Origin of the sequence: Paraburkholderia sp. RAU2J, assembly GCF_003634845.1 — a bacterium.
Lineage (GTDB): Bacteria > Pseudomonadota > Gammaproteobacteria > Burkholderiales > Burkholderiaceae > Paraburkholderia > Paraburkholderia fynbosensis.
In genome coordinates, this window is record NZ_RBXG01000002.1 from 1238095 (window position 1) to 1263948 (window position 25854).

Annotated in this window: 20 protein-coding genes; 5 read left to right on the forward strand and 15 right to left on the reverse strand. The window is 66.3% G+C overall.

The window, feature by feature from the left end:
* Nucleotides 1-58: 58 nt before the first annotated feature.
* A complete protein-coding gene (locus B0G69_RS23055) occupies nt 59-571 on the forward strand; it encodes a DUF2231 domain-containing protein (protein ID WP_121321330.1) in 513 nt (170 codons plus the stop codon).
* On the opposite strand, the gene B0G69_RS23060 is transcribed toward B0G69_RS23055, so the two are convergent.
* The 5 genes from B0G69_RS23060 to B0G69_RS23080 form a co-directional block, all read right to left on the reverse strand.
* Complete coding sequence (locus B0G69_RS23060; RefSeq protein WP_121321332.1) at nt 535-1047, reverse strand: CopD family protein; 513 nt, start codon at nt 1045-1047, stop codon at nt 535-537. The two genes, B0G69_RS23055 and B0G69_RS23060, sit on opposite strands and share 37 nt — an antisense overlap.
* A complete protein-coding gene (locus B0G69_RS23065; protein ID WP_199731321.1) occupies nt 1044-1766 on the reverse strand; it encodes a cytochrome c oxidase assembly protein in 723 nt (240 codons plus the stop codon). The genes B0G69_RS23060 and B0G69_RS23065 overlap by 4 nt, the downstream gene beginning before the upstream one ends.
* A gap of 318 nt (nt 1767-2084) precedes the next feature.
* Entirely contained in the window at nt 2085-3569 is a 1485-nt protein-coding gene (locus tag B0G69_RS23070; protein WP_121321334.1) for a CHASE2 domain-containing protein, read from the reverse strand.
* A 38-nt stretch (nt 3570-3607) separates the two neighbouring features.
* The gene (locus B0G69_RS23075) at nt 3608-4174 is read right to left on the reverse strand and encodes an OmpA family protein (RefSeq protein ID WP_121321336.1); all 567 of its coding nucleotides are present in this window, start codon (nt 4172-4174) and stop codon (nt 3608-3610) included.
* Between the two features lie 65 nt (nt 4175-4239).
* Nucleotides 4240-4707, reverse strand: a complete 468-nt coding sequence (locus tag B0G69_RS23080; RefSeq protein WP_121321338.1) for a FecR domain-containing protein — start codon at nt 4705-4707, stop codon at nt 4240-4242.
* A 377-nt stretch (nt 4708-5084) separates the two neighbouring features.
* Between B0G69_RS23080 and B0G69_RS41460 the strand changes: the two genes are divergently transcribed.
* Together B0G69_RS41460 and B0G69_RS23085 are read left to right on the forward strand one after the other, a co-directional pair.
* Nucleotides 5085-5231, forward strand: a complete 147-nt coding sequence (locus B0G69_RS41460) for a hypothetical protein (protein ID WP_199731322.1) — start codon at nt 5085-5087, stop codon at nt 5229-5231.
* 139 nt (nt 5232-5370) lie between these two features.
* Nucleotides 5371-6267, forward strand: coding sequence for a fructose bisphosphate aldolase (locus B0G69_RS23085; RefSeq protein WP_121321340.1), 897 nt, complete (start codon nt 5371-5373; stop codon nt 6265-6267).
* 97 nt (nt 6268-6364) lie between these two features.
* Here B0G69_RS23085 and B0G69_RS23090 read toward each other — a convergent pair whose 3' ends face one another.
* From B0G69_RS23090 to bcsD, 7 genes are all read right to left on the reverse strand, one after another.
* Nucleotides 6365-11104 (reverse strand): cellulose synthase subunit BcsC-related outer membrane protein, encoded by a 4740-nt coding sequence (locus tag B0G69_RS23090; RefSeq protein ID WP_121321342.1) that lies wholly within the window; start codon nt 11102-11104, stop codon nt 6365-6367.
* Nucleotides 11095-12279: a cellulose synthase complex periplasmic endoglucanase BcsZ gene (bcsZ, locus tag B0G69_RS23095; protein ID WP_121321344.1), complete on the reverse strand. Its 1185-nt coding sequence runs from the start codon at nt 12277-12279 to the stop codon at nt 11095-11097. Before bcsZ ends, B0G69_RS23090 begins: the two co-directional genes overlap by 10 nt.
* A 10-nt stretch (nt 12280-12289) precedes the next feature.
* Nucleotides 12290-14836, reverse strand: coding sequence for a cellulose biosynthesis cyclic di-GMP-binding regulatory protein BcsB (bcsB, locus tag B0G69_RS23100; protein WP_121321346.1), 2547 nt, complete (start codon nt 14834-14836; stop codon nt 12290-12292).
* Nucleotides 14837-14839: 3 nt separating this feature from the next.
* Nucleotides 14840-17062 (reverse strand): UDP-forming cellulose synthase catalytic subunit, encoded by a 2223-nt coding sequence (gene bcsA, locus B0G69_RS23105; protein WP_121321348.1) that lies wholly within the window; start codon nt 17060-17062, stop codon nt 14840-14842.
* Nucleotides 17059-17847: a cellulose biosynthesis protein BcsQ gene (gene bcsQ, locus B0G69_RS23110; protein ID WP_121321350.1), complete on the reverse strand. Its 789-nt coding sequence runs from the start codon at nt 17845-17847 to the stop codon at nt 17059-17061. The genes bcsA and bcsQ overlap by 4 nt, the downstream gene beginning before the upstream one ends.
* The gene (gene bcsP, locus B0G69_RS23115) at nt 17844-18791 is read right to left on the reverse strand and encodes a cellulose biosynthesis protein BcsP (protein ID WP_121321352.1); all 948 of its coding nucleotides are present in this window, start codon (nt 18789-18791) and stop codon (nt 17844-17846) included. Before bcsP ends, bcsQ begins: the two co-directional genes overlap by 4 nt.
* 264 nt (nt 18792-19055) lie before the next feature.
* Nucleotides 19056-19511 carry a cellulose biosynthesis protein BcsD gene (gene bcsD, locus B0G69_RS23120; RefSeq protein ID WP_121321354.1) on the reverse strand — a complete coding sequence of 152 codons (456 nt, stop codon included), beginning with the start codon at nt 19509-19511 and terminating at the stop codon, nt 19056-19058.
* Between the two features lie 603 nt (nt 19512-20114).
* Here bcsD and B0G69_RS23125 point away from each other — a divergent pair.
* Together B0G69_RS23125 and B0G69_RS23130 are read left to right on the forward strand one after the other, a co-directional pair.
* Nucleotides 20115-21263 (forward strand): GGDEF domain-containing protein, encoded by a 1149-nt coding sequence (locus B0G69_RS23125; protein ID WP_121323837.1) that lies wholly within the window; start codon nt 20115-20117, stop codon nt 21261-21263.
* A gap of 126 nt (nt 21264-21389) precedes the next feature.
* Nucleotides 21390-23723, forward strand: coding sequence for a bifunctional diguanylate cyclase/phosphodiesterase (locus B0G69_RS23130; protein WP_121321356.1), 2334 nt, complete (start codon nt 21390-21392; stop codon nt 23721-23723).
* Nucleotides 23724-23766: 43 nt separating this feature from the next.
* Here B0G69_RS23130 and hpaI read toward each other — a convergent pair whose 3' ends face one another.
* The 3 genes from hpaI to B0G69_RS23145 are packed head-to-tail and all read right to left on the reverse strand — an operon-like array spanning nt 23767 to nt 25838.
* Entirely contained in the window at nt 23767-24576 is an 810-nt protein-coding gene (gene hpaI / locus B0G69_RS23135) for a 4-hydroxy-2-oxoheptanedioate aldolase (RefSeq protein ID WP_121321358.1), read from the reverse strand.
* 10 nt (nt 24577-24586) lie between these two features.
* Nucleotides 24587-25390 carry a 2-oxo-hept-4-ene-1,7-dioate hydratase gene (gene hpaH / locus B0G69_RS23140; protein WP_121321360.1) on the reverse strand — a complete coding sequence of 268 codons (804 nt, stop codon included), beginning with the start codon at nt 25388-25390 and terminating at the stop codon, nt 24587-24589.
* Between the two features lie 37 nt (nt 25391-25427).
* Nucleotides 25428-25838 carry a 5-carboxymethyl-2-hydroxymuconate Delta-isomerase gene (locus B0G69_RS23145; RefSeq protein ID WP_121321362.1) on the reverse strand — a complete coding sequence of 137 codons (411 nt, stop codon included), beginning with the start codon at nt 25836-25838 and terminating at the stop codon, nt 25428-25430.
* Nucleotides 25839-25854 lie beyond the last annotated feature (16 nt).

Here is a 25854-nt window from a genome sequence, read left to right on the forward strand (position 1 = left end):
CACGCAAGCAGCTATGATGGTTCGCACGATCACGCATTCGACACGAGGGACTGTGACCATGGCAAAGAAAGACCATGCCGGATCCAACGGCAAGAGCGAGGTGTTGCTGGAACTGTTGCGGCTCGATGCGGGTTCGGCCGTCGCCTTCGTCGGGCATCCGATTCACGTGATGATGGTGCATTTCCCGATCGCGTTCGTGGTCGCCACGCTCGGCATCGACGTCCTCTACTGGTGGTCGGGCGATCCGTTCTGGGTGAGGGCGGGTCTGTGGGCCGCCGGCTTCGCGTTCTGGAGCGGCGTGGGCGCGAGCCTCGTCGGCACCGGCGAGATTCTGCTCGTGCGCGGCATCCGCCTGAGGGAAGCGAGCTGGTCCCACGCGGTAGCCGCGATGACGCTGGTCGCCATCGCCGGCGCCAACTGGGGCGTGCGTCTCTACTATCCCGGGCAGATCCTTCCGCACGGGCTTGCGCTGTCGGCTCTCGCCTCGGTGATGACGGGCTTCGCCGGCTGGCATGGGGGCAAGCTCGTGTTCGATCATGGCGTCGGCATTCTGGTGTCGCCGAAGGACTGATGCAGCCAGCGGGCGAGTCCGCCTGGCTCGAACAGGTGCGGGGCGAACAGGTTTGAGTCGAGGTGCGGCTTGGCGAGCACGATCCAGATGATCGCGACGATCACGACCACATAGGCGCTCGTCAGCGCGATCGAGGACAGCTTGCCGAAATGCCCATCGGGCAGGAACAGATGCAGCATCACGAGGCCGGCCACCACATGCAGCATCGCCATGATGCCGACCAGCACCATCTTGAGAGAAAACCATTCGACGAAGGTGGCCTGCAGGAAAATCAGCGCCGTGCCGCTCGCAATCGCGACGAAGGCGGCGGGCGAAGTCAGCTCCACGTAGACCAGTCGCGTGATGCGGTGCAGACGGTCGAGATCCGAGCCGGGCGGCAACGCGTGGCGTTGCCGGAACAGGTAGGGCAACACGATCAGGCCACCTGACCATATCGCGATCGCGCCCAGATGGATGAACTTCAGCAGGGTGGTCACAGTGCGGGCTCTCTGACGCGCAGGCTGGACCACGCGAGCCAAAGTCCCGCTGCGAGATAAGGGATCATCGCCAGCACCCACATCAACAGTCCGGCAAGCTGCTGGTCGGCAAGCGGGGTGAGTCCCCACGCGGCGGTGCTGGCGAAATGCACGACATAGAGCGGCGCCGGAGCGAACACGATCAACGCGCCGAGCAGACCCATTTGCCCGACCGTTGCGACGAGCGCCATCAAGGCGGCGCCCGTTTGCAGCGTCGGCGCAAGGATGCTGCGCCACATCAGCCACGCGCTGCCGAGCAGCGTGGTTTGCATCAGCCAGTAAGCGGGCACCGTGGCGAGTCCCCAGGTGTACGGACCGGGCGCATGCCAGAGCCACACGATGACCGCATGTGCGGCGACCACGGGAACGAGCGGCGGATAGCCGAGGCGCGGCAGCGCAAACGCGCGTGCGAGCAAGGGCGCGACGGCCGCAATCAGAATGATGTGATGGGTCACGCGCGCCGAGAACAAGGCCGACGACAGCGCGCACAGTGGCGAGACGAACACGACGGCCATCAGCACCAGCGCGGCCCAGCCCGCTCGCGCATCGGCGCTGCGGCCGCTCGCAACGAGGTAGGCGAAAACGGCAAGCGCTGCGAGCAGCAGCGGGTCGGTGTTCCAGCGAAACCACAGATCGGCGGGGAGCGCGGCCGGCCCGCAGTAGGCGACTAGATAGGGCATGGCGCGATGTCGTCCGAGAGTCCGGTTTCGATCGCGTGACACGCGGCCTGTATTTTTCTTCGTAACTCGCATCCGGTTGTCTTGTGGGAGACATGAGCACCTGCACGCGCGCTCACCGGAACACTTTCCGCATCTGCCATTTCCGTCACCTCGCACGTTGCGTAGAACGCGGTGGAAGAACCTGGAAAATTATCGAAACGGGCTCGCGGCCTGATCGACCGCAGATGTACTGTAACGCAAATGCGCGCTTTAGGGCCAGCAATGGCGGATTTTACCGATTCTCACCAGGCTGACAACGAGCTTTCATAAGAGTGCTAATCAAGTGCCCGGCGCCTTGCCTGCGCCGTCCTGATCGTCTGATCGAGCTGCTGTGAGGGCGGCTTCCATCCGGGTTTGTTCCTGGAGATGAAGCAACGCGGGCGAGAGGAAGCAGCCCATCACCGCGGACAGGATGATGAAGATCGCGGCCGCATCGACGAGCAGTCCGAAGCGAATGAAAATATAGAAACAGCATAGGAGATTCAGCAGATGCAGGCACAGACCCAGCACCGTGACTGCCTTCGGCACGGCCCGTACCATCCCCACGAGCCGCGATTGCCTGCGCGGCACATACCAGATGAGCAGCAGGCCGACGCCCATGATGAACCCGCTCTCAGTCCATTTGAGCCACGTGGGACGCAGCAGGAAGCGTCCCTCGACGATGGTCTCGATGACCTGAGCCTGAATCTCGATGCCCGGCACCAGTTCTCCTAACGGAGTCGTGCGCATGTCGGTCACGCCGGCGCCGGTCAATCCGACCAGCACGAGCTTGTCGCGGATGCGGTCCTCATCGACCTTGCCGTCGAGGACCTCGCGCGCGGACACATAACGGTCCAGCGTCGAACGGATGGATGCGAAATGCAGCCAGATGTCGCCGCCGGGTTGCGTGGGCACCTGCACGTCGGCGACCCCGACCGTCTGCACGCCGGAACCGTTGGTCGATACATCGAGCGCCGCCGAACCGGTGGCGACGCGCAGCATCTCCATCGGCAGACCGGGGACCAGCGTGTCGCGCAGACCCATGATGAGCGGAATATGCCGGACCACGCCCTGTTCGAGCGCGACGCTCAGCATCGCCTGGCCGTGCGCCGCGGCCTGCAATTGCGGCAGGCTGGCGAGCACGTAGTCGTAACGCGGTACGCGGGGCAGCGGGTCGGCGCCATGCAGGAGAATCGGCGCGCTATGCAGATCGATGCTGGTGGCGAAGGCGGCATGATCGAGCGCGGCCGCGCCCAGGATGGTCGGCGCGGCATGGAGCGAGCTGGCGAGAATCGTGTCGTGGCTGGGCAGCGCACGCAATGCGGCCGCAAGCGCCGTGGCGGTTTCCGGCAGATTGCCGGCCACCATGTCGGGCGAGGTTTGATCCGGCTCCGGCATGTAGATGTCGAGACCGATCGCGAGCGGCTTGTGTGCCGCGATCGCGTCGATCAGACCGGCGAGGCGGTTGCGCGGCCACGGCCATTGACCGACGCTGGCGAGCGTCTCCTCGTCGATTTCGACGATCGTCACCGGCTGCGCGCCCGGCATGCGCGGGTAGTGACGCTGGTACTGGTCGAACAGCAGTTGCCGCGCGGATTTGAACGAGTCGGGCAGCGTCTCCTCGAGCGTGGTGATGAAGGCCGGACGCGCGAGGTTGCTCGGCCATTCGCTCGCCAGGTTGAGCAGGCTCAGCGCGAACAGCACCGCGAGCGCGACCGGACGCCCCTGCGTCGCCTTCAGCAGAGACTTGATGCGGGCGAGCCAGAGGTCGTAGTAGCGTTTCATCGAAGGAAGGGCGACTCAGCGCCGACGACCCGTGCGCGTCATTGAATGGTGATGACGACCCGCCGGTTCATGCGATTGGGTACGCCATCCGCCGTCGGGACCAGCGGCTCGCGCTTGCCCCGGCCCGCCGTTTCGATTTTCCCGGCGGGAATGCCCTCCTTGACCAGAAACGCCGCGGCGCTTTTGGCCCGCCGCAGCGACAGCTTGTCGTTGAATTCCTGGGAGCCGGCCAGATCCGTGTGGCCGATCACCACGATCTGCGGCGCGGGCCAGTTCGCGAGGACGGCTTTCAGCTTTTCGACCGTGGCGGGCGACTCCGGGGCCAACTGGGTTGCCGAGTCGAACAGGAAGAACAGGGTGAAGGTCATCGGGCGCGGCGGCCGGGCGGCGAGCAGCTCGCCGTAGCGGGCTTGCACGCCGGAGCGACTGTCCATGGTCTTTTCCATGGCGCCGTTCTTCGTCACGTCGACGCCCGCGTAGGCCGTGTCGATGGTCTGCTCCGCGTTGGCGCTGTGCACGATGACCGCGCCGACTTTGCCTTCGGGATCGGGCAACAGAACGATCCGGTCCGGCGGCGTGCTGCATCCGCTGAGGAAGCTCAGCATGACGAATGCCGCGGCGAACAGCGTTGCCGATAGCGATGCTGGCCGGTGAGATCGGATAAGGGCTGTCAACGCGCATTCCCCCCGTTCTCGCCGACTTCGATGATGAATTCGGTGCCGCGCACTCCCAGCGTGGTGGTCGGCGTGCTGAAGCGGACCGCGTCCGGATTCGCCTTGGCGAGCTTGCCGGAGATCACGGCCAGCGAACCGCGTTTGACGCTGGCGTCGAGCACGCCGGCCTGGGTCGTATTGTCGAACGCGAACCGGTTGAGTTCGAGCGTGGTGTTGGCGCCCGCGGACAGCAACGTCGTGTCGCGCAGCGTGATGCCGACCGACGACTCAGGACCGGTCACGATGCGGTCGCTGCTGTACACGTCGGTGCCGATCGTCGCGCCCGCGCTTGCGCCCGCGTGCTCGATGCGCACCGCGCCCTTGACGGTCTTGACGACACCGGCGGCATCCTCCGCGCGCGCATTGGCGGCGGCCGCGCATCCGCAGGCAAGAATCAATGCATGGGCGATGGATCGGAAACGCATCGGCGGCACCTGTTGGCGAGAGCGCTACTTTCCACGGAGCGGCGCGGCGTGCCGATGTCGACGTGGTGCTGGACCGATAATGGCCCGACTGCCGGTGGAGCTGGGACTGGCGAAGGGGAGGCGGAAAGGCGGGTCCTGGGGAGCCAGGGAGGCGCTTCTGCGGTATCCAGCAGGGTAGGGCCGCCGATGCAAACGACTCTGTGCGCTGCCGCGCATAACGCCACCCGAAAGGCTTGCAGTTGCCGAAAGTGTCGCTGCCCTTGCAGGCCCCGGCTCGCCCGCTTCAAAGCCGAACCACGCCGAATCATGAACCGGATGCCGTACAGCAACGCCCGCCGGGCGTAATATGAGCAGACCTTGTGGCGGAGGCTTCCCTCATGTTCCATGACCCTATCCAGATTCCCGCGCTGATCGAATTGACGTTGCTGGCCATCGTGCTGATCTTCGTGAGCATAGTCCGCGCCCGACGGCGCAGGCAGCGGCTACGCAACGGCGCCGACGCAGGAACGAACACGGGTAGATAGGGCTTGCGGCGCCTTCAGCGGATGCGCTTGAATACGGCTATGCCCTTCAGTTCAGGCGGAACCCTGATGGAGCAGATTTCAACGGGCCCGGACCGGACTCACCGGGCTGTTATCCGGCTATCGACAGAGAGAGGTGTTCATGGCTAAAGACGGAATGATGGCGCAGGTATGTGAAAAGCAGGGCTTCTTCGCGGCCCTCGATCAGAGCGGCGGATCGACGCCCGGTGCGTTGCGGCTCTACGGCATTCCGGATACCGCCTACAGCGACGCCGCCGGCATGTTCAAACTGATCCACGAGATGCGCGTGCGCATCATCACCGCGCCTGCTTTTACCGGCGCGAGGATCATCGGCGCGATCCTGTTCGAAGCCACCATGGATGGTCAGGCGCAGGGCAAGCCGGTGCCGGCCTTCCTGTGGGAGGAGCGTGGCGTCGTGCCGTTCCTCAAGGTCGACAAGGGGCTGGAAGCCGAAGCCAACGGCGTCCAGCTGATGAAACCGATACCGGGACTGGACGCACTGCTCGAGCGCGCGGTGAAGCTCGGCGTCTTCGGCACGAAGATGCGTTCGGTCATCAACGAGAACTCACCGGCCGGTATCGCGGCGATCGTGAGGCAGCAATTCGAACGGGCGGCGCAGATCGAATCGCACGGCCTGATGCCGATTCTCGAACCCGAAGTGTCGATCAAGAGTCCCGACAAAGCGGGCGCCGAGGCCACGCTGCGCGCGGAGCTGAGCAAGGGGCTCGACGCGTTGCCGCAGAGCAGTCGCGTCATGCTCAAGCTGACTTTGCCCGAGACCGCGGACTTTTATCGTCCGCTGATCGAGCATCCGCGAGTGGCGCGGGTCGTTGCGCTGTCGGGGGGCTACTCGCGAACCGATGCGTGCGCGCGGCTAGCTTCCAATCACGGCATGATCGCCAGCTTCTCGCGGGCGTTGATCAACGACCTCAAGAAGCCGATGAGCGACAGTGAATTCGACGCGACGCTGGAAAAGGCCGTCGAAGAGATTTATCAGGCTTCCGTCGTCAAGGTCTGAGGGGCAGCCCGCTGGCGGCCGGTGAATCTTGCAATGCCGGGATAGCTGGGCATTGCAACGATCACCGCCACCCGGCAAGTCACTGCCCGCGCCCCCCTCAATTCGACAACGACAGATACGGCGAACTGAGCGGCGTCGGCGGGAACGGCTGCAAGCCCGTCTGCTTGCTGAAGCTGTAGCGCACATAGACGGCGGCGAGGAACTCGCGATACTCATACGCATTGCCGAGCGACGCGGTCGCGCCGAACGCCAACTGCGGCGCCAGCTGATATTCACCGACCGCGCTGAGCGAGTACGACACGCCCGTCTTGCTCTGGCCGGGATACACCGCGCCGCTATCCACGCCGCTGCCGATCGACGCCGCATTGTCCGCCGCCGCGCCCTGCCGGCGGGAGGCGTCGTTCAACGGGAAGTAATTCGACGGGTCCTGCCGATAGTGCTGCACGCCGATCGACCCCTTGAGGTCATAGGTGAACTGGCCATTGCGTCCGGTCCATTCCACCGGCAAATTCAGGATCACGTACTGTTGCGGGCTGAAATAACCGCCTTGGCCATACGTGAAGTACGAGAGGTTCCTGTTGTAGCGCATCAGCGTGGTGTTCACGCCGACCGTCAACGTCTGGTCGGCGTCTTTCAGCAGGCGCGTGTAGACCCCGCCGCCGCCCTTGACCGAGTTGTTGCTCGCGACGTTGTGGCCGCCGTAGTACTGATACGAAGCGTTCACGTACAGGCCGCTCGTGCCGTCGTCCCAGGCGAGGCTGCCGAGGCCGCCGGTCGAGGTGACACCACCCCATTCGAGTCCGGAACCCGCGTCGTGCGCGCCGGCATACGACAGCAGACTGTCGGTGACGGCGCGCCGCGCGACGGCGAGCGAATAGGAGACCTTGTCGGTGATGCCGCCGTTGTACCGCGCACCGCCCACGATGTTCGTCTCGCGGAAACCGAGCGGCGTCACGCCGATATCGCCGCTGACGCTGCGGCCCTCGTAGCCGACCGACAGGCCCACGCCGCTTGCCGTCTGGTTGCCGTACACGTTGTTGCCGGCCTTCGCCGCCGAATTCGACGCGCTGTCGGAGAGGCCCGCGCCGAAGCGCGCGAGCGTCGACACGTTGTTGGACGCGGTGCCGGCATCGAGCGTGACGGGCGTCGCGGTCACGACGACATGGCCGTTGCCCGCCTTGATGCGCCCCTGGATCGGCGCTTCGATGTCGTTCAACGTGGACAGGCCGTCCTCGCCGGCGCGGTTGCGGAACACGATGCCGCCCGACACCGTGCTTGCCTGCTCGCGATTGACCTGCGCCAGTTCTTCGGCGACGCCGAGCGTCTGCGTGTTGGCGACGTTCGCGCCCGCGTAGTTGCCGCCATTGCCGCCCGCTTGCTGCGGGTAGTACTGCTGTGCGTAGCCGGTCGGCGGCTGCGGAATGTACGGCTGCTGTTGCGCGTAGTAGCCCTGATTCGGATACGCCTGTTGCTGCGGCGGATACGGTTGATAAGGCTGCTGCGCGTAGCCTTGCTGTTGCTGCGGATAAGCCTGCTGGCCGTAATACGGCTGCTGCTGTGCATACGGCTGCTGCTGCGCATAGGGCTGCTGCTGCGCATAGGGCTGCTGCTGCGCATAGGGCTGCTGCTGCGCATAAGCGGGGGCGCTGCGCTCGGTCTTCGACGTGTTTTGCTTCTTGCTGGTCGAGCGCCTCGTGGTCGCGGTTGATGCGGCATACGGCCGTTGTTGTGCTGACCCGGCATTGTCCTGCGCCTGGCGCGAGGCCGGTGACATGGGCCATGGCGTAGCGGCATAGCCATCCGGCGCGCCGTATTGCGGCTGCTGCGGCGCCTGCGGCTGATAGGGCGCCTGCTGCGAATAACCCGGGTTGTATGGCTGCTGCATCGGCGGCAATTGCGTTTGCGCTTGCCCTTGCCCCGGATAAGGCTGCAATGGCGCGCCGGACTGGCTCGACCCGTAGGTCTCCTGTCCATAGCCGCCCGCGTCCGCGCCCGAGCGCGGCGCGTCGTACGGCCGCGCGGCGGGCGCGCCATTCGGCGCATAAGGCTGGGCGGGCGCCGTATAGGGCGCGGCATAAGGCGCGGGCTGCGTGGGCGGCGGATAGTTCGGCACGGTCTGCGTCGGCAAGGAGGACTGCGAATACGGATTGGTTGCGCGTGCGGCATTGAAGCTGCCACCGGCGGGCGCGGTGTTGTCGGCGGTGCTCGGCGCGACCGTTTTACCTTCGAACGGATTGACACCCGGCAGCGGCGTCGCGCCGATCTGGCGCATCGCGGTTTCCCACCCGCGCGGCACGTTGCTCGCCGGATTGTTGCGCGCGGCGGTGCCCATCGGCGTGTTGGCCGCGACGAGGGAGCGCTGCAAGTAGGTTGACGCGAGCGACAGCTTGCCTTGCGCGCGATACATGCGGCCGACCGTCGCCAGCACGGCGGGATCGTTGGGCGCCAGGGTGAGCGCCTGATTCGCGAGCGATTCGGCGTAGCTATTCTGCTTTGCGCCGACCGCAGCGGGGATCGTCGCCTGCAGCAGGCTCAGGTCGTCGGGGCGGCGCTGCAGTGCGACGCGGTAGCTCGCGAGCGCGTTGCGATCGTCGCCAGCGCTCGAATAGAGGCGGCCGAGCGCGGCCTGCAGATCCGGATTGTCGGGCATCGCCGCGAGCCACGGCGCGATCACGTCGTAGGCGCTCGCGAGATCGCCGCGCTGACGTACCGCATCGGCCTGCTTGATGACGATGCCAAGATTCAGGTTGCCGAAGTCCGTGCGCTGCTGCGGCGTCAACTGCATCGACGCGAGCCGGCGCATCACCATGCCGAGTTCCGCTTCCTGTCCTGTCGCGGACAGAATGCCCGCGTACTGCAGCAGCAGATCGGTATTGCCGGGCGCCGCGTTCATCGCGCCGCGCACGAGGCCGAGCGCGCGGTTCGGGTCGCCCGCCTGCTGGTAGGCGCCGGCGATCACGCCGATCAGCTCGGGGCTGGTGCCGGCCACCGGCTCGGCGGCGCGCAGCGTGGCGAGCGCCTGCTGGGTCTGGCCGTTGCGCGCGAGCCGCGTCGCGATGTCGGCCTGCTGATGCACCCACAGGCGGTGCTGCAAGGTGGTCATCGCGTCGGTGCGTTGCGCGAGCGCAATGCGGTCGAGCTGCGCGAGACCCGCGCTCCAGTCCTGGGTTTCCGCCGACAGCAGCGCACTCGCATACAACGCGTCGGTCATGTCGGGATGGGCGGCGAGGAGGCCGTCCATCATGCTGCGCGCGTTCGCGACCGCGCCCTGGCGCACGTAGATGCGCGCGAGGTCGAGGCGCAGCCAGGGATCGTCGGGCGTGTTCAGCAGCGCGTCTTCGAACAGGCTGCGCGCGCTGCCGAGATCGCCGCGCGCTTCGGCGGCGCGCGCCTGGGCGGCCTGCGCCTCGCCGCGCAGACGGTTGATGCCGCCTGCCTTCGATTGCTGTTCGGTGTTCAGCCGATTGGCGAACTGCAACGCCTCGTCGCCGCGCCCTTGCGCGGCGAGTGCGCCAACCAGCCCGCGAATCGCGTCGGGGTTGTCGGCCTGGCGGCGCAGCGCCATCCGGTACGCCTGCTCCGCGCCGGCCGCGTCATGGTTCGCGAGCAGCATTTCGCCGAGCAGCACCTGCGCGGTGACGTCGGACGGATTCAGCGCGATCGCCCGCTCGAACAGCGCCTTCGCCTTCGCGAACTCGCCGTTGCTGCGCGCGCCGATCGCGTCGCTGGTGTAGGTCCAGTAGGTCGCGCTGTCGAGTGCGGTTTTCCAGCGCGCCGGATTGCCGCCGCGCGAGGCGCGCTCCAGATAGTTGCGCGCTTCGGCGAAGTGTTCCTGCTTCAACGCGGCGATGCCCATGCCGCCGAGCGCATCGGTATCGTTCGGACTGCTCGCGAGCACCGAAGAAAACTTCGCGCGCGCAGTGGCGATGTCGTTGCGCTCGAGCGCGGCGAAGCCGTCGGCGATCACGCGGCCGCGCGCATCGACGGCGGCGTTTTCCTGCGAGCGCGCGCGCGCCGTGCTGTCCTGCTGCACCATCGAATCGAAGCGCGCCTTGACGGCAGCGTCGTCGCTCGCGGTTTGCAGATAGGCCTGATACAGCGCGGCGTCGGAGGGCCGCGCATCGAGCCACAAGAGCGCTTGACGCCAGCTCTTTTTCGCCGCCGCGCCAACCGTGGCGTCACCCGAGAGTTTTTGCAGCCGCGCGATACCGTCGCGGCGCGTCACGTCGCGATAGGTCAGATGCTGCGCGTAGGCGAGCGCGTAACGCGGATCGTCGGGGTTGTCGCGCGCGAGCTGTTCGAGCCCGCGGCGCGCCTGATCCCAGCCTTGCGGCGTGGCCGACAGCGCCTGGTAGTACTCGAGCTGCAATTGCGGCGTCGCCGGTTTGCCCTGCAGCGCGCGTTGATATTCCTGCACCGCGCTCGCGCTCTGACCGCTTTGCGCGAGCCGCCGCGCGTCGTTGACGGTCTGGTCGCGCGGGCTCGACTCGCCCAGACGCCGCCCCAGTTCATCGAGACTCGGATAGTTCGGGGCGGCCGCCTTCAGGCGCGCGAGATATTGCTGCGCCCCGGCGCCGTCCTTGCGGTCGGCGAGCACCATGCCCATGCCGAACAGCGCGTCGGGCTGCTTCGGATCGATACGCAGGACCTTCAGCCACGCCTGCTCGGCGAGGTCGCCGCGTTGATGCGACTGCCAGTACTTGCCCTGATCGATCAGCACGCTCAAGGGATCTTTCGATGCCTGCGCCAATGCATCGGGTGCGGCCGTCGCCACACAGCAGACCGCGGTGATGCTCAGCGCGAAGCGCAATGACAATGCGAGGGCGCTCAATCGCATGCGTTTCTCCAGCTTGGCACGAGGCGGCCGCTTGCGTCGAAGCGGTAACGGCCGTCGATGAAACCCGTGCCGAACAGGCCCAGCACACGATCGTAATAAACCGGCTCGCGGCCCGGCACGGCGACGTCGAGCGCGGCCAGATGCGTGCGCGCGAGGCCGAGGCCGTGCTCGTCGCCGAGCGACTTGAAGTACGGTGCGAGCGCGCCCCAGTAGCTGAGCGGGCCTTCGCCGCTGGCCGCGCCGGTGGTCGACGACACTTTCTCCGGCGGGAAGCCGTTTTGCGCGACCTCCGCGCGCATGCCGCCGAGCGCCGCGAGCCAGGGCTTCGCGAGCGGATCGGCGGGCGCGGCCAGCCCGGCCCACAGGTAGACGCGGATCGCGTCGTAGCTGCCGACGTCGCCGTTCTTCGGATCGACCACGAACTGGCCGTTTTGCCAGGCCGCCCAGTCGGGTGCGAAACCTTGCGGCGCGGTGGTCTTGACGAACTTGTAGGCGCTGTCCGCGAGCTTGCTCCACGGACCGTCCGGCAACGCGTGCGCGAGTCCGCGCAGCACCGGCAACGGCAGATAGCTCGGATTCAGACGCGTCACGCCGGCGGTTTTGAAGCCTTGCGGTCCGGGCAGCAGCATCGGCCCGACGCCCGGCAGCGTGGTGATCTCTTCACGCGCGATCTGCGCGGCGAGCGCCTCGCCAAGTTGCGTGTAGCTCGCGTCGCCCCACAGGCGGCCGGCTTGCAGCAGATCGTAGGCGATCCACAGGTCAGAGTCGGACGCCGAATTCGGATCGAGCACGCCGTATGAGCCGTCCGGTTTCTTGCCCCATTGCCAGGCGGGCAGGCGCAAATTGTGCACGTCGAACTGATTGCCCGCGAGGTTGCTGCGAGTCCAGGCGAGCAGCCGGTCGAAGGTTGCTCGGTCGTTCGCGACCAGCGCGAAGAAGAGCCCGTACGACTGGCCTTCCGAGGTGGTCTGCTCAGCCGGCGTCGAGAAGTCGATCACGCGGCCGTCGGCCTGTACGAAGCGTTCGACGAACGTGCGATAGCCGCTCCATTCGCCGCATGCGCCCGGCGCGGCGTTGCTCTGCGCGACTTTCACGATGCCGCCGAAACTCGCCGACGCCGCCAATGCGAGCGTCAGCGCAACGGTCATTGTCTGGTTGATTCGAAGAACCCGCATATCAGTCCTGTCAGTCCTTCAGGCGGCGCGCGGCGATCGAGCGCAGCGTCCGGTAGAAGAGGCCTGCGATGATCAGCGCCGCAAGCACGCCGCCCAGCATCAACAGCAGCGGATGCGAGGACAGCGCCCAGCGCAGATACTCCTGCGGCGACAGATGGCCGACGTAGTACGCATCGCCATTCGACGTGATGGTGACGTCGCGGCCGTGGATCACGGCCATCGCGCCTTGAATCTTCGGCAGCACGTCGGCATCGAGCAGCGCGCTCGAGAGGTCGGCGTCAGACTGTCCGGCCGCGCTCACCAGCGCGACGGCGCTGCGGCTTTTCTGCAACGGCGACTCGAAGCCGGTCAGCAAGGCGGCGCCGTTCGAACTCACGAGCGTCAGGTCGGCGCGCGCCGGTGTGCGCTCGACGCCGCGTTCGCCATGCCACCAGTCCTGCAGCCAGAAGGCGATGTCGGAGAGGCGGAAGGTGTTTGCGTTGCCGTCGCTCGAGAACGGCATCGACCTGGCCCAGCGCTGCAACAGCGGCTGCTTGCCCGGCGCACCGAAAATCAGCAGGTCCTTGCTCGCATATTTGTCAGCGTCGTCGGCTGTGCCGACCGTCACGCCCGTCACCGGGTAGCCGGTCGATTCACCCATGCGGCCCATGGTCAGCAGATACAGGCTGTAGTCGCTCGAACCGGCGTCGTTCGGCAGGATCACGGCGGTCTCGGAGAGGTCCGCCATGCGCGTGAACGGGAAGCCGCTATTGGCGAACGCGGCCAGATCGGGCAGCGCCATGTAATGCGGGAACGACGACAGGTCGATGGTCGAGTTCGGATCGATCGCGCCGACCACGTTGTCGAGCAGGCGGCCATGACATTCGCCGGTGTTCGGAATGTCGTAGTAGAAATGCAGACGCAGTTGTGCGCGCGGCGTCAGCAGCAACGGCGGAATGCGCACGGTGCGGCGCGCTTCGGCGGTGCGCTCGGGCATGATGCGGCCGAAGTAATGGCTCAACTCGAACACCGACGCGGACTCGGCCGGAATAGGCAGCGCCTGCACGAAGCCGTTGTTCACGCTCACGTTCAGCGACGAGCGGTCGCGCGCCGGCCGCACGGTGTAGCGGTAGCGCAAGTCCAGCGGCGCGCCGCGTGTGTGCCACATGAACAGATCGGGCGGCACGCGCATGTTGATGTGGACGGCGTCGGCGTCGTAGCCGGGCACGGTCAGGTCGCGCGGATTGGCGAGTTCGCCGAAACGCACCGGGCGGTTGGTCGCGAGCCAGTTCGGCGCGTCATAGGGCGCGCGCGGCGTGAGTTCGGTCAGCTGCGTGATCGTCGCGCTCTGGCCGGAGAGCGTGTTCTGGCCGATGCCGAGCGACTTCGCGGCGGTCTTCAGTTCGGCTTCGGTGCGGCCCATCACGAGCAGCAGCTTGCCGCGCGCGGGCGCCGCGCGATCCACCACCGCGATGGTCGGGCCGGAGATCGCCGGCAGCGTCACGCCGGCGGGGCGCTGGTCGTCGGTGGCGAATACCACGGCGTTGCCCGACAGCGGCGCATTGTCCAGTTGCGCGGGAAATACCGCGCCGCGATAGCCGGCCAGCGCGCCGAACCACGACGCGACGATGCCGCCCGCTTCGAGCGTGCCCGCGCCCGGCTTTTGCGCAAACACGAACGGCAGTTCGAGGCGGCGCACGTCGCGCCGGTCGAAGAACGGCGCCGGCAGCGCGGCCAGATCCGGTGCGCTGGCGAGCGACGCATAGGTCAGGTCGAGCGAGCTCGCATTGCTGACCGTGGCCCACAGAGATGAATTCGCCGGGTCTTCGCAGCTCGTCGTGTAATGGCCGATCAACTGCACGTTCAGGTGGTTGAATTCGGTGATGAAGCGCGGATCGATCGACACGTCGCGCGCGACCAGCATGCCCGCCTGTTCTTTCGGCACGGGCAGCGTGGCGGCGACTTCGCCGTTCACCAGCACCTTCAGCTGCGAAAGGTTGGCGAGCAGCGCGGGCGAGTAGCTGTAGATCAGATGCAGCACCGCGCCGGTCACCACTTCGTCGCCACGTACGGAAAACGCCACGCCGTTCTGGCCGTCGGTGCCACGCAGTTGCAGCGGGTCGAGCGCGCCGAGGTCGGCGAAGGTCAGCGTTTGGCGGCGGCCGCCCGGCACTAGCGTGCCGGGTTCGGCGGTGGTCGGCGTCCTGGCGCCCAACGCCTTCACCGTGGCCGCGGTGAGCGCGGGCGTCGGCGTGGCGAGTTGCGGCTGCTGGATCGCGTTCGGGTCGAAGAGCACGGCAGGGCTGGGGGCGGGCACGCTGCCGACGCCGGTGGCGGCACGCGCGGCGGCCTGGCCGGTGGCCGGCGCGGCGCTTGCGCCAGTCGCCGCGACCACTTCAGCCGCCGACGCCAGCGGCGCGGCCAGCGCGGTCTGCAACGCGAGGCAGCAGGCGAGGCCGCGCATCAGCCGTCGCGAGCCGGAGCGTCCGACGCGGCGCGTTGCCAACGTGTGTAATCCGGTCCTGCCGCGCTCGTGTTTCGAGCGTTCGATCTTGTCCTTCGCCATCCTGTTGCCCATTGATCAATCTTTGGTTTTTAGCTTCTTGACGTCCACCGGACGGCTTTTCATCGAACTGCGAAGGTCGGCATAAAGATGTTCGAACAGCCCGCCGATGCCGCGCGCGCCGACCCTCAGCACGTGCGACAGACCGCGCAGCGGCGTGTCCTGCTGACGGCCTTCGGCCCAGCCGGTCCACGCGTCCGCGCGCGCGAAAGTGGTCTTGACGAACTCATACTCCTGCTCGCGCGTCAGCGCCGAGAAACGCAGGCCCACGCGCCCCGGCGCGGTGAAGCCGACGCTCGCGGGAAACGCGTATTCCTCGTCGCCGCGAAACAGCGACACCGTAACGCGCTCGTGCATCGGCACCTGGATCGCGGCCGGCAGCGCCACGCCGACGCCGCCTTCCGAGTAGTCGATGGTTTCGCAGGCGAGCGTGCGGCCGGTCGAGAACTTGAGCATCACCGGCATCTTCATCGCCACGCGGTGCACCGCGCGAATCTGGCGCCGCTCGCTCGCGGCGGCCACGCTCGCGCCGAGAATCAGCATGTTGTAGGTGGTCCACGCCAGATTCAGGACGGTGGTCTCGACCACGCTGCGCACGTGCCAGTTCAGATAGATGTGCGCGAGGCCCACGCAGAAGCCGATCAGGTTCAGCAACAGCAGGAACAGATACGGCCGCGAGATCGCCCAGTCGAAATAGTTCTTCTCGATCTGGCCGCCCTTGGCCGTCACGTTGAACTTGCCGAGCTTCGGGTTGATCAGCGCGAGCAGCGTCGGCGCGGTGATGTACGACGCCAGCACCGATTCATACACTTCGGCCCAGAACGAATGGCGAAACGAGCGCTGCATGCGCGAGTTGGTGATGCTCGCGTGCATCATGTGCGGCAGCGCGTAGATCGCGATCGTGCTGGCGGCGGCTTCGATCACGTGCGCGCCGAAGAACAGATACGACAGCGGCGCGGTGAGGAACACGAGACGCGGGATGCCGTAGAAGAAGTGCATCATCGCGTTCAGATAGCACAGCCGCTGGCCTAACTTCAGGCCCTTGCCGGTCAGCGGATTGTCGATCCGGAAGATCTGCGTCATGCCGCGCGCCCAGCGAATGCGCTGGCCGATGTGGCCGGACAGGCTTTCGGTGGCGAGCCCCGCGGCTTGCGGAACCGCCAGATACGCGGTGGTGTAGCCGAGGCGGTGCAGCTTGAGCGCGGTATGCGCGTCTTCAGTCACGGTCTCGACGGCGATGCCGCCGATCTCTTCGACCATGGTCCGGCGCAGGAGGGCGCACGAGCCGCAGAAGAAGGTCGCGTTCCACAAGTCGTTGCCGTCCTGCACGAGCCCGTAAAACAGCTCGCCTTCGTTCGGCACCTTGCGGAAGGTGCCGAGATTGCGCTCGAACGGGTCGGCGTTGAAGAAGTGGTGCGGCGTTTGCAACATCGACAGCAGCTTGTCGCGCAGGAACCAGCCGAGGCCGACCTGCAGGAACGAGCGGGTCGGAATGTGATCGCAGTCGAAGATCGCGATGTACTCGCCGCTCGTGATCTTTAGCGCTTCGTTGATGTTGCCGGCTTTCGCGTGGCGGTTGTGCGTGCGGATCGTCCAGTTGACGCCGACTTCCTCGCAGAACGCCTTGAACTCGGGACGGCGGCCGTCGTCGAGTACGTGGATCGAGATTTTCTCGGGCGGATAGTCGAGTGCGAGCGCGGCGTAGATGGTCGGCTTCACCACCGACAGCGGCTCGTTGTAGGTCGGAATGAGCACGTCGACGCTCGGCCACTCGCCGCGCGAGGTGGGCAGCGGCAGCGGCGTGCGCTTGAGCGGCCAGGCGGTCTGGAAGTAGCCGAGCAGCAGCACGATGGTCGAATAGACTTCCGCGGACACCAGCAGCATGCCCCACGCGGCATCGAGCGGATGCTCCCAGTAGGTGGTCGCGGTGAGCCGCCAGTACATGTAGCGGCCCGACGTGACCACGGACAGCATGATCATCACCATCGTCGCGTAACGGCCTTGCAGGCGGCGGAACAGCAGCGCGACGAGGAAGCAGCAGGTCGCGAACGCGAGTTGCTGGTAGAACTCGAGCGGCACCGTGAACACGAAGTACAGCATGCCGAGCGCGAACGCCGTGACGAACACGGTGACGATGCGGCTGTTCCAGAAGCCGGCGTCGACGAAACGCTCGAAGCGCGACGGCTCGGCGCCTTCGCCGCCCGGCGCCTGCTGTGATTCCGGCGATTCCTGCGTGCTCATGCGACGTTCCTCGGCGAGACGGCGATCGCGTCGAGCGCCGCCATCAGCCATGTGCCGCACGCGCGGAAATCCGCGGCGGCCTGGCTGAGCGGATCGTAGTGGATCAGCGTGGTGTCGCACGCGAGCGCTTCGCTCACGCCTTCGTCCAGATGGATCACGCCCGGAAAGACCTTCGCGCCGAGCATCTGGCGCAGCACCTTGAGCACGTCCTTGGTCAACTGGCGCGACTGGTCGATCTGGTTGATCACGTAGCCGTCACCGCCGAACTCGGCGCGCGGCGCCGCGTAGGTCGCGATCAGCCGCTCCATTTGCGGAATCGCCGCGTACGAGGCGGCGTCGGCGAGTACCACGTTCAGCGCGAAGGTGGCCGCGCACAACGCGGCGCGCACGTAAGCGGAGGAACCCGGCGGCGTGTCGATGATGACGATGTCCGACGCGTCGAGCCGCAGATTCTGCAGCGACTGCGCGAGCCAGCGCGGTTCCTGGTCGATATACGCTTCGAAACGGCGGCGGTCGTCTTCGAGCACCGCACCGTAGGGCAGCACGGTCACGCCGTCGACGCCGTCGAACATCACGGTTTGCCACGGGTCGCCGGTGAGCGTCGCGCGCGACAGACCGTCGATGCTGTCGAGCGGCACGCCGAAGTGCAGGCGCAGGGCGTTCTGCGGGTCGAGGTCGAGGGCGATCACGCGCCGGCCACTGGTGGCCAGCACGGAAGCGAGATTGGCGGCGAGGGTGGTCTTGCCGACCCCGCCCTTGGCGGACACCACCGCAATGACTTTCATGAGCGACGCGGGCCGTTGACCAGCCATGAATTGGCGACGCCGGGCGCGGCGGCGCGCGATGCGCCGGCCGGCATGGCGGGAGTGGGAGCGGGTGCGCCGCGCAGACGGTCGAAGACCGATTGCAGCGGCGCGGATTCATTGGCGGGCGCGGCGGCTTGCGGCGGCGCGGGTTGCCGGGGCGCGGCGAAGAGTTTGCCGAGGATGGATGCGGGCGGGGTGGGTTGGGCGGCCGGGGTTGCCGGTGCGTAAGTGCCTGCGAATGCCGGTGCAGGTGCTGTTGCGAATTGCTGCATGGGAGCGAATGCAGGTGCCGGCGCTTGCGCCCACGTCGACGCGGCAGAAGGCGTTTGCGTAGCAGGCGTGCGCAACAGGAACGCGGGCGACCCGCCGCCAACCGGCGTGGCCAGCGCGGTGTGCGACACGGCCGCGAGCGATGCAAGCCCGGCCGGCGTAGCGACAGGTGAAGCCGCAGTCGCGGCGGCAGCGGGCGCAGACGACGCCGAAGCTGCATGCTGTGCCTCACCAAGCCTTCCGCCAGCAGACGCATCCCGCGCCGTGCCTTCATCTTCCGCTTCAAGCGCGCCGAACCGCGATGCGCCGCTCGGCGCAGCCGGCTGCGCGGCCGCCACCACCACCGGCGGAATATCCCGTCGATGCGAGCGCGTGAACAACGGCGCCTTCGCGCGCGTCACCGCGGCGACGTCCTTGGGCGTCGCGTCCTGACGATCGACGGCCGTCGCCGCGGCGCTCGGCGGCGCCTGCGGCCTCGCCTCCCGAGCTTGCCCGATCGCCGGAATCGTCGGTTGCGTCAGATCCAGCGTCACCAGAAGCGGCCAACGCGTGCGCGCCGAACGTGCTTCGTTTTCGCGGCCGATTTCCTGGTACGCGTTGGCGTCGCCGCCAAAATGATCGAACAGTTTTTCGATGTCGCTCGATGAACTCATAATGCCGCCGTCTTGTTCATGACTTGTCTTGCCCCCCATCCTTGCTTGCTTGCGGCGCTAAACCCTTCTTGCCGCTGCCACTGCACTGCACGCGCCCCGGTCAGGCGCGTCTGCTTGACTGAGTTGCTTCCCTGTCTTGTGCCCGGAGTCGTTGCGCTGCTTCGCCCGGCGCGCCGGCCGCGGGCGGCACGGCGCGTGCCTGACACGCGCACCCGTCGCACCCGTCGCGCTCGCTCGATCCGCGAGCCGCATCGTTCACGCCGTTCATGCAGGATGACGGCCCAGACGAAACTCGATCGCGCTGTCCTCGCCGTACGCACTCGTTTGCGCGACCGACAGACCTTGCGCGCCCAGCGCGCTCAACCACGTCTGATAGACGCCTTCGAGGAACGCCGGGGTCCATGTCAGCGCGGCGTCGCCGAATGCCTGCAGCGGTGCACAGTAGTGAACGATGCGCAGTGACTCGGCTTCGTCGGCCAGTTCGACATAGCCCCAATCCATCTCCTGCCAGTAGAAATTCAACGCGTGCGCAAGCTCGGCCGTCGATCCGCAGGCGGGCAGCGGATGCGCCGCCGCGAACCGGCTGCCGACGCGGTGCATCAGTTGCCGCAGTTCGTCGCGGCCGATCTGCGTTTCGAACTCGGAGGCGAGCGCGGTCAGCATGCCGCGCCACTGTGGCGAGATCTGGCGTTCCAGCAGGTAATCGAGAATGGGGACCATGGCTTCCGGGGAATGGCCGTTGCTTCGATGCGCACAAAGGACGCGACGGCCGGGTGATATCAAAGTGTTCGGGAAAATCGCGCGTTGCACGCGTCCATAAGTGACTTTCACAAAGCTGTCTAGTCTGTCCGACACATTCGGGGGAAGTCTACTTAAGACATAAGCTTTTAGCCACTTTCCATTCGTCAGCTTATACGCAAAAACGTGAGTAATGGATGCATTGCGATTACGTAATTTTTGCTGATTCCATCGCAGGACGCACGGTGCCACGGCCTATGCGGCACCTGGAATTCGTCTGCTCCGGATGCATTAACGGATCATTGCGCCGTTCTTTTAACATCGACATTTCGTGGTAAATGCAACGCTTTGCAGACAACGCGGGGATTCGCCGTCGCGGAGCTTACAAAATCTTGCTTCGCCATAGCGTGCAGTAATTTTTACGCAGACCGTATAAGCTGACGAATACGCTACGACTCGCCGCGCGCATGCAATGGCGCACGAGTGTGCGGAGGGTGCGTATTAATCACGCGTATGAAGCGCGTGCGCGGGCACGCGTTACAAGCGTCCGTGCCGTTGTCACGTCGTTCGAGTCATTCACTTGCCATGCTCAATCCACTCAGTATTCTGCTGGTCACCGTTTTATCCAGCGCGATGGCGATGGCCGTGCTCGGGTCGTTATGGCGCGCGGCGATTCCCGGCGTCGGCTACTGGATCGCGGCCAACGCGGTCGCAATCGTCGCGCTGCTCGCATTCGCGCTGCAGGGACATGCGTCGCGCTGGCTGACCTTCGTCGCGGCCAACGAATTGCTGGCCATGTCGCTATTGCTCGTGATCGAAGGCTGCCTGCGTTTTCTCGGCCGCCGCACGCGGCCATGGGCGGCGTACGCGGGCCTCGTCGCGGTATTGATCGGCATTTCGTACTGGACCTTCGCCGCGCCGGACTTCAATGCACGCGTCGCACTGGTATCGGTGTATCACGCGGGACTCTATGCGCTGCTCGCCGCGCTGATGGTGCGCGGCCGCCCGTCGCACCGGCCGCGCTACAGCTACTACTTCCTCGCGGTGGCGGCCACGCTGCTGTGCGCGGGGCATGCGTCGCGCGGCGTGATGTACGGCTTCGGCATCCTTACGCAGACCGGCCTCATGGAGGTCACCCCCTCCAACATCATCTTTCTCGCGCTCGGCATTCTCGCGCCGCCGTGTCTGTCGATCGGCGTCGTGATGCTGGCGCACGACCGCCTCGCCGAACGGCTGGAGCGGCTCGCGAACGTCGACGACCTGACGGGCGCGCTGTCGCGCCGCGCTTTCCTTGCGATCGGCGAAGCGCTGCTCAAGGCGTCGCTGCGGACCCGCTCGCCGCTGACGTTGGCGATCATCGACATCGATTCGTTCAAGGCCGTCAACGATACCTACGGCCACGCCGCCGGCGATCAGGTGCTGGTGCACTTTGCGGCGTTCGTCGCGGACAACCTGCGGGACGGCGACGTATTCGGCCGGCTGGGCGGCGAGGAGTTCGGCGTGCTGTGCCCGGCGACCACCGCCGCCGACGCGGTCGCGCTGCTCGAACGCCTGCGCGGCCGGCTCGTCGCGACCACACCGGCCTGCCTGCCGCGCGGACTGCGCTACACCTTCAGTGTCGGTGTGGATCAGCATCGGCGCACCGAGTCGCTCGCCCAGTTGATGGCGCGCGCCGACGGTGCACTGTACGCCGCCAAGGAATCGGGCCGCAATCGCGTGATGGCGGCGGCGTAACAGGCATCGACGGGGGCATCCGCGGAATTTTTTACCTCTATTTGCGCGGCAGGCATAAATATTCGCGAGTCATTTGCCGATAACCATTGGCGGAGTAACTGGAACCACCAGCTGATAACCCTCGATATGTCTGCCACCTCAACGCAGCACCTGCCCGATCCCGGTCTGCGCGATCGCTTTCACGAGCGCTCGCTGGAGCAACAGCGCCCACTGTCCACGGTGACGATGGCATTCACGGTGGTCGCGTTCCTGTGCATGGTCGGCGCGCGCAATCTGGTGGACGGACCGGCGGCGCCGCTCACCTACCGGTTGCTCTGCGCGCTGGTGCTCGTGCTGCTGGTGCTGGCGATTCCGAATGCGAAATCGACCTGGGTGTTCGGCGCGATCGGCGTCGTGTACATGCAGGTGCTGGTGGCGGGCCTCGCGCTGAACACCGCCGGCCTCGCGCAGCCGCTGCTGTGGGTGCTGCCCGCGCTGGTGGTGATCCCGGTTTGCGCGGCGCCGCTGTGGCTCACGCCGACGCACTTCTTCACCGGCAGCGCGCTCTTCTATGCGGCGGCCTTCGTGCTGCTGCTCGGCGAGCCGCTCGCGCACGACGTCGACATCGCCGTGTGGATGTGGGTCGTGGCGATCGGCGTGCCGGCTGCGATGGTGTTTCACTTCGGCTTTTACCGCTTCAGGCGCAATCACTTCCTGCTCGAAAGCCAGCTCGCGCAGCTTGCCGCGACCGATCCGCTGACCGGCCTGCAAAACCGCCGCGCCTTCGTCAAGCAGGCGGAGCGCCGCCTCGGCGCGCTTGCGCCCGAAGCGCGCATCAGCGCGATCTTCGTCGATATCGACAACTTCAAGTCCTTGAACGACCGGTTCGGCCATGCGCTCGGCGACTGGGCGCTGCACCGGGTCGCCCAGGTGCTGAAGGACGAGACCACCACGGAAGACAGCGTGAGCCGGATCGGCGGCGAGGAGTTCGCCGTGCTGTTGCACGACGGCCTGGCCGGCGCACTGAACCTGGCCGAGCGCCTGCGCGGCGCGATCGAAGCGATCGAGCGCCCGGACGGCAATCTGACCGCGAGCTTCGGCGTGGCCGAGTATCGGCGCGGCGAAAGCATCATGGTGCTGCTCGACCGCGCAGACGAAGCGTTGCTGCGCGCGAAACACTCGGGCAGGAACCGCGTGTGCGCCGCACGCGCGCTGCCGCTCGACGCGCTGCAGCCGTTCGCGGCCGATGCGCAGGCCATCGAGGGTGGCGCGGGGCGGCGGTATCGGTGGGACGATTTTTACCTGATCTCGCACTTCCAGCCGCTCTACAGTCTGTCGCATCAAAAGCAGGTCGGGTTCGAGGCGCTGCTGCGCGGCGAGCAGGACGACGGCACGCTGGTGCTGCCCGTGGTGATGTTTGCGCCGAAGCCGTCCAACGACGAAGGCGCGCTCGACCGCGCGAGCCATGCCGTGCATCTCGGCAACGCGTGCCGGTCGCTGCCGGGCGATGCGTGGCTATTCCTCAACATCCTGCCCGCCACCTTCATCGCCGATGGATACGCCGACCAGCTCGCCGCCCTCGTGCGCAGTTCGGGGTTCGACACCGAGCGCGTGATCCTGGAGATTCTCGAATCGCATGGCGGCAGCGTCGACGATATGTCGCGGGCGGCGGCCGCGTACCGCGAGCACGGCTTCCTGATCGCCGTCGACGACTTCGGTGCCGGGCAGTCGAATCTGGACCGCTTGCTGCGCATCCGCCCAGACCTCGTCAAGCTCGACGGCGAACTGATTCGCGCGACCACTCACGGCACCGAACAGCCGATCCTGCCCAAGCTCGTCTCGCTGCTGCATCAGGCGGGGATGCTGGTGGTGGTCGAAGGCGTGGAGACGACCGAGGAGCTGATACTCGCGGTGGAATCGAATGTGGATTTCGCGCAGGGCTATCTGCTCGGGCGGCCCGCGGTCGAGATCGCGCCGCCGGAGTTCGTGCATCGGCAGATCGACGACGCGTTCGACGTGATTGCTCAGGGGCGCGCGCATCAGCATGCGTTGTTCGAATCCGAAGTGGAGCCGTACCGGGTCGCGTTGCGGCTCGCCGCCGACGCGTTGCTGGCCGGCGCCGTGGCGGACGACGCGTTTGCGACGCTCGCGACGTTCGAGCGCTGCATCAGCTGTTTCATCCTCGACGATTCAGGCCGGCAGATCGGTCACGAGGTGCCGGGGCCGGCCTGGAGCAAGGAGGGCGCATCCCTGCATCCGGTGGCGGATCCGCGGGGTGCGCGATGGGATCATCGGCCGTACTTCCGCAATGCGGTGCTGTTGCCGGGTGTGGCGGTCGCCAGTAATCCTTATCTTTCGCTGGCGAGCGGACGGCCTTGCGTCGCCGTGACGCTGGCCGTGCAGTTCGCGGCCGAGCGTTCGGTGATCGGCGTGGAGCTGGACTGGTCGGAGCTTGGGTTGCCGTGGCCCGCGGGGGAGTAGTGCTTTGCCGCGGACACGACGTGGGGCGTGGACGCGGCCTGCTTCAATAACCGCCTTTGTGTTTGATCGGCGCAGCCGCTTGCGCCGTTGTCTTATACGACGCAGCCAGCTCTGCCGCCGCGCGGCTCAACAAACCCGTATCCGTTCCGACCGCGACGAAGCTCGCACCCGCCGCGAGATAGTCGGCGGCAATCGCGGGATCGGGCGCCAGCACGCCCGCCGCTTTGCCCGCATGACGCACGGTGTCGATGCCATGGCAAATTGCGGCGCGCACGCTCGCGTCGCCCGGCCTGCCGAGCAGGCCCATCGACGCGCTCAGATCCGACGGCCCGAAAAACACGCCGTCGACGCCTTCGACGCGCGCAATCGCCGCGAGGTTCTCCATGCTTTGTACGGTTTCCGCCTGCACCAGCACGCACAACTCATCGGCGGCGGTGGTCAGATAGTCCGGTATCCGGTTCCAGCGCGATGCCCGCGCCAACGCACTGCCTACACCGCGAATGCCTTGCGGTGGATAGCGCGTGGCCGCCACGGCGTCGACGGCTTGCGCGGCTGAGTCGATCATCGGCAGCAGCAGGGTTTGCGCGCCGATGTCGAGCAACTGCTTGATCAACGCGCTGTCGCTGCGCACCGGGCGCACCACCGGATGTGACGCGTACGCGGCCACCGCCTGCAATTGCGACAGCGTGCTGCGCACGTCGTTGGGCGCATGCTCGTTGTCGATCAGCAGCCAGTCGAAACCGGCGGTGGCCAGCAGTTCGGTCACATACGCGTCGGCGAGCGCGGCCCACAGGCCGAATTGCGGCCGGCCTTCCGCCAGCGCGCGTTTAAATGGGTTGTGCGGTAAAGACATGTCGCTCCACTTAGATGAAATTCAAACCGATGCCGCCCAACGGGCCATAGTCGATGTGGAACGTGTCGCCTGCGTGTGCCGCGATCGGACTCGTGAACGAGCCGCTCAGGATCACGTCGTTCGCGTTCAGTGCTTCGTCGTACGGCGCGATCTTGTTGGCGAGCCACGCCACGCCCGTTGCCGGATGATTCAACACCGCCGCGGCAAGACCGCTTTCTTCGACGGTGCCGTTTTTATAGAGCAATGCGCCGACCCAGCGCAGGTCGAGATCGAGCGGCCGCACCGGGCGGCCGCCGAGCACGATGCCCGCATTCGCGGCGAAGTCCGAGATCGTGTCGTAGACCTTGCGCGGCGCTTTGGTCTCGCGGTCGAACTGTTCGATGCGCGCGTCGATGATTTCCACCGCGGGGCTCACGTAGGCCGTGGCGTCGAGCACGTCGAACAGCGTGACGCCGGGACCTTTTAGCGGTTTGCCCAGCACGAACGCGAGTTCCACCTCGACGCGCGGCGCAATGAAGCGGTCCGCACGAATGTCCTGGCCGTTCTCGATGAACATGCTGTCGAGCAGCGGCGCGTAATCAGGCTCGTCGATCTGCGACGAACGCTGCATCGCGCGCGACGTCAGCCCGATCTTGCGGCCTTTGATCACGTGGCCCTCGGCCAGTTTTAGCTTGACCCACTCGCGTTGAATCGCGTAGCCGTCCTGTACGGTCATCTGCGGATATTGCGCGGAGAAGTGGCGCAGTTGTGTGCGGGTCTTTTCGGCGTGATCGAGTTGCGCCGCGAGCTCGCCGATAGTCTGTTCGTCTAGCATGATGGATTCTCTATGGACCGCAGCGCGGCTTCGGGTGTCAGCGTTTGAGTCGCGCGTGCAGATTGTTGTGCTTCCATGTGCCGGCTTCGCTGAACTCACCGATTTCCAGCGACAGCGCCAGGCCCTGCTGTTCGAACTCGACCGCGAAGTGCTGTTTGATCAGGGCGAACAGCGCGTCGCCAGTTGCTTTTTTTGTGGCGTCGGAGCGACCTGCGCCGATCTTCAGATTCGCATGCAGGAATGCGGCGTCGGGGCCTCCGTCGGCGATGCAGTACTGCTCGCAGCGCAAAGCGCGCACGCGAATGCCGCCGAGCGGATAAACCCGCTGTTCGCTTTCGTTGACGTTTTCGCGTTGCGCATCGAGGCATTGCGCAAGCGCGTTGCACAGTTGGCCGATGCGCTCCGGGCCGGCCAGATTGGCGCTGTATTCGAGTGTCAGATGCGGCACGTCGATCTCCTCACTA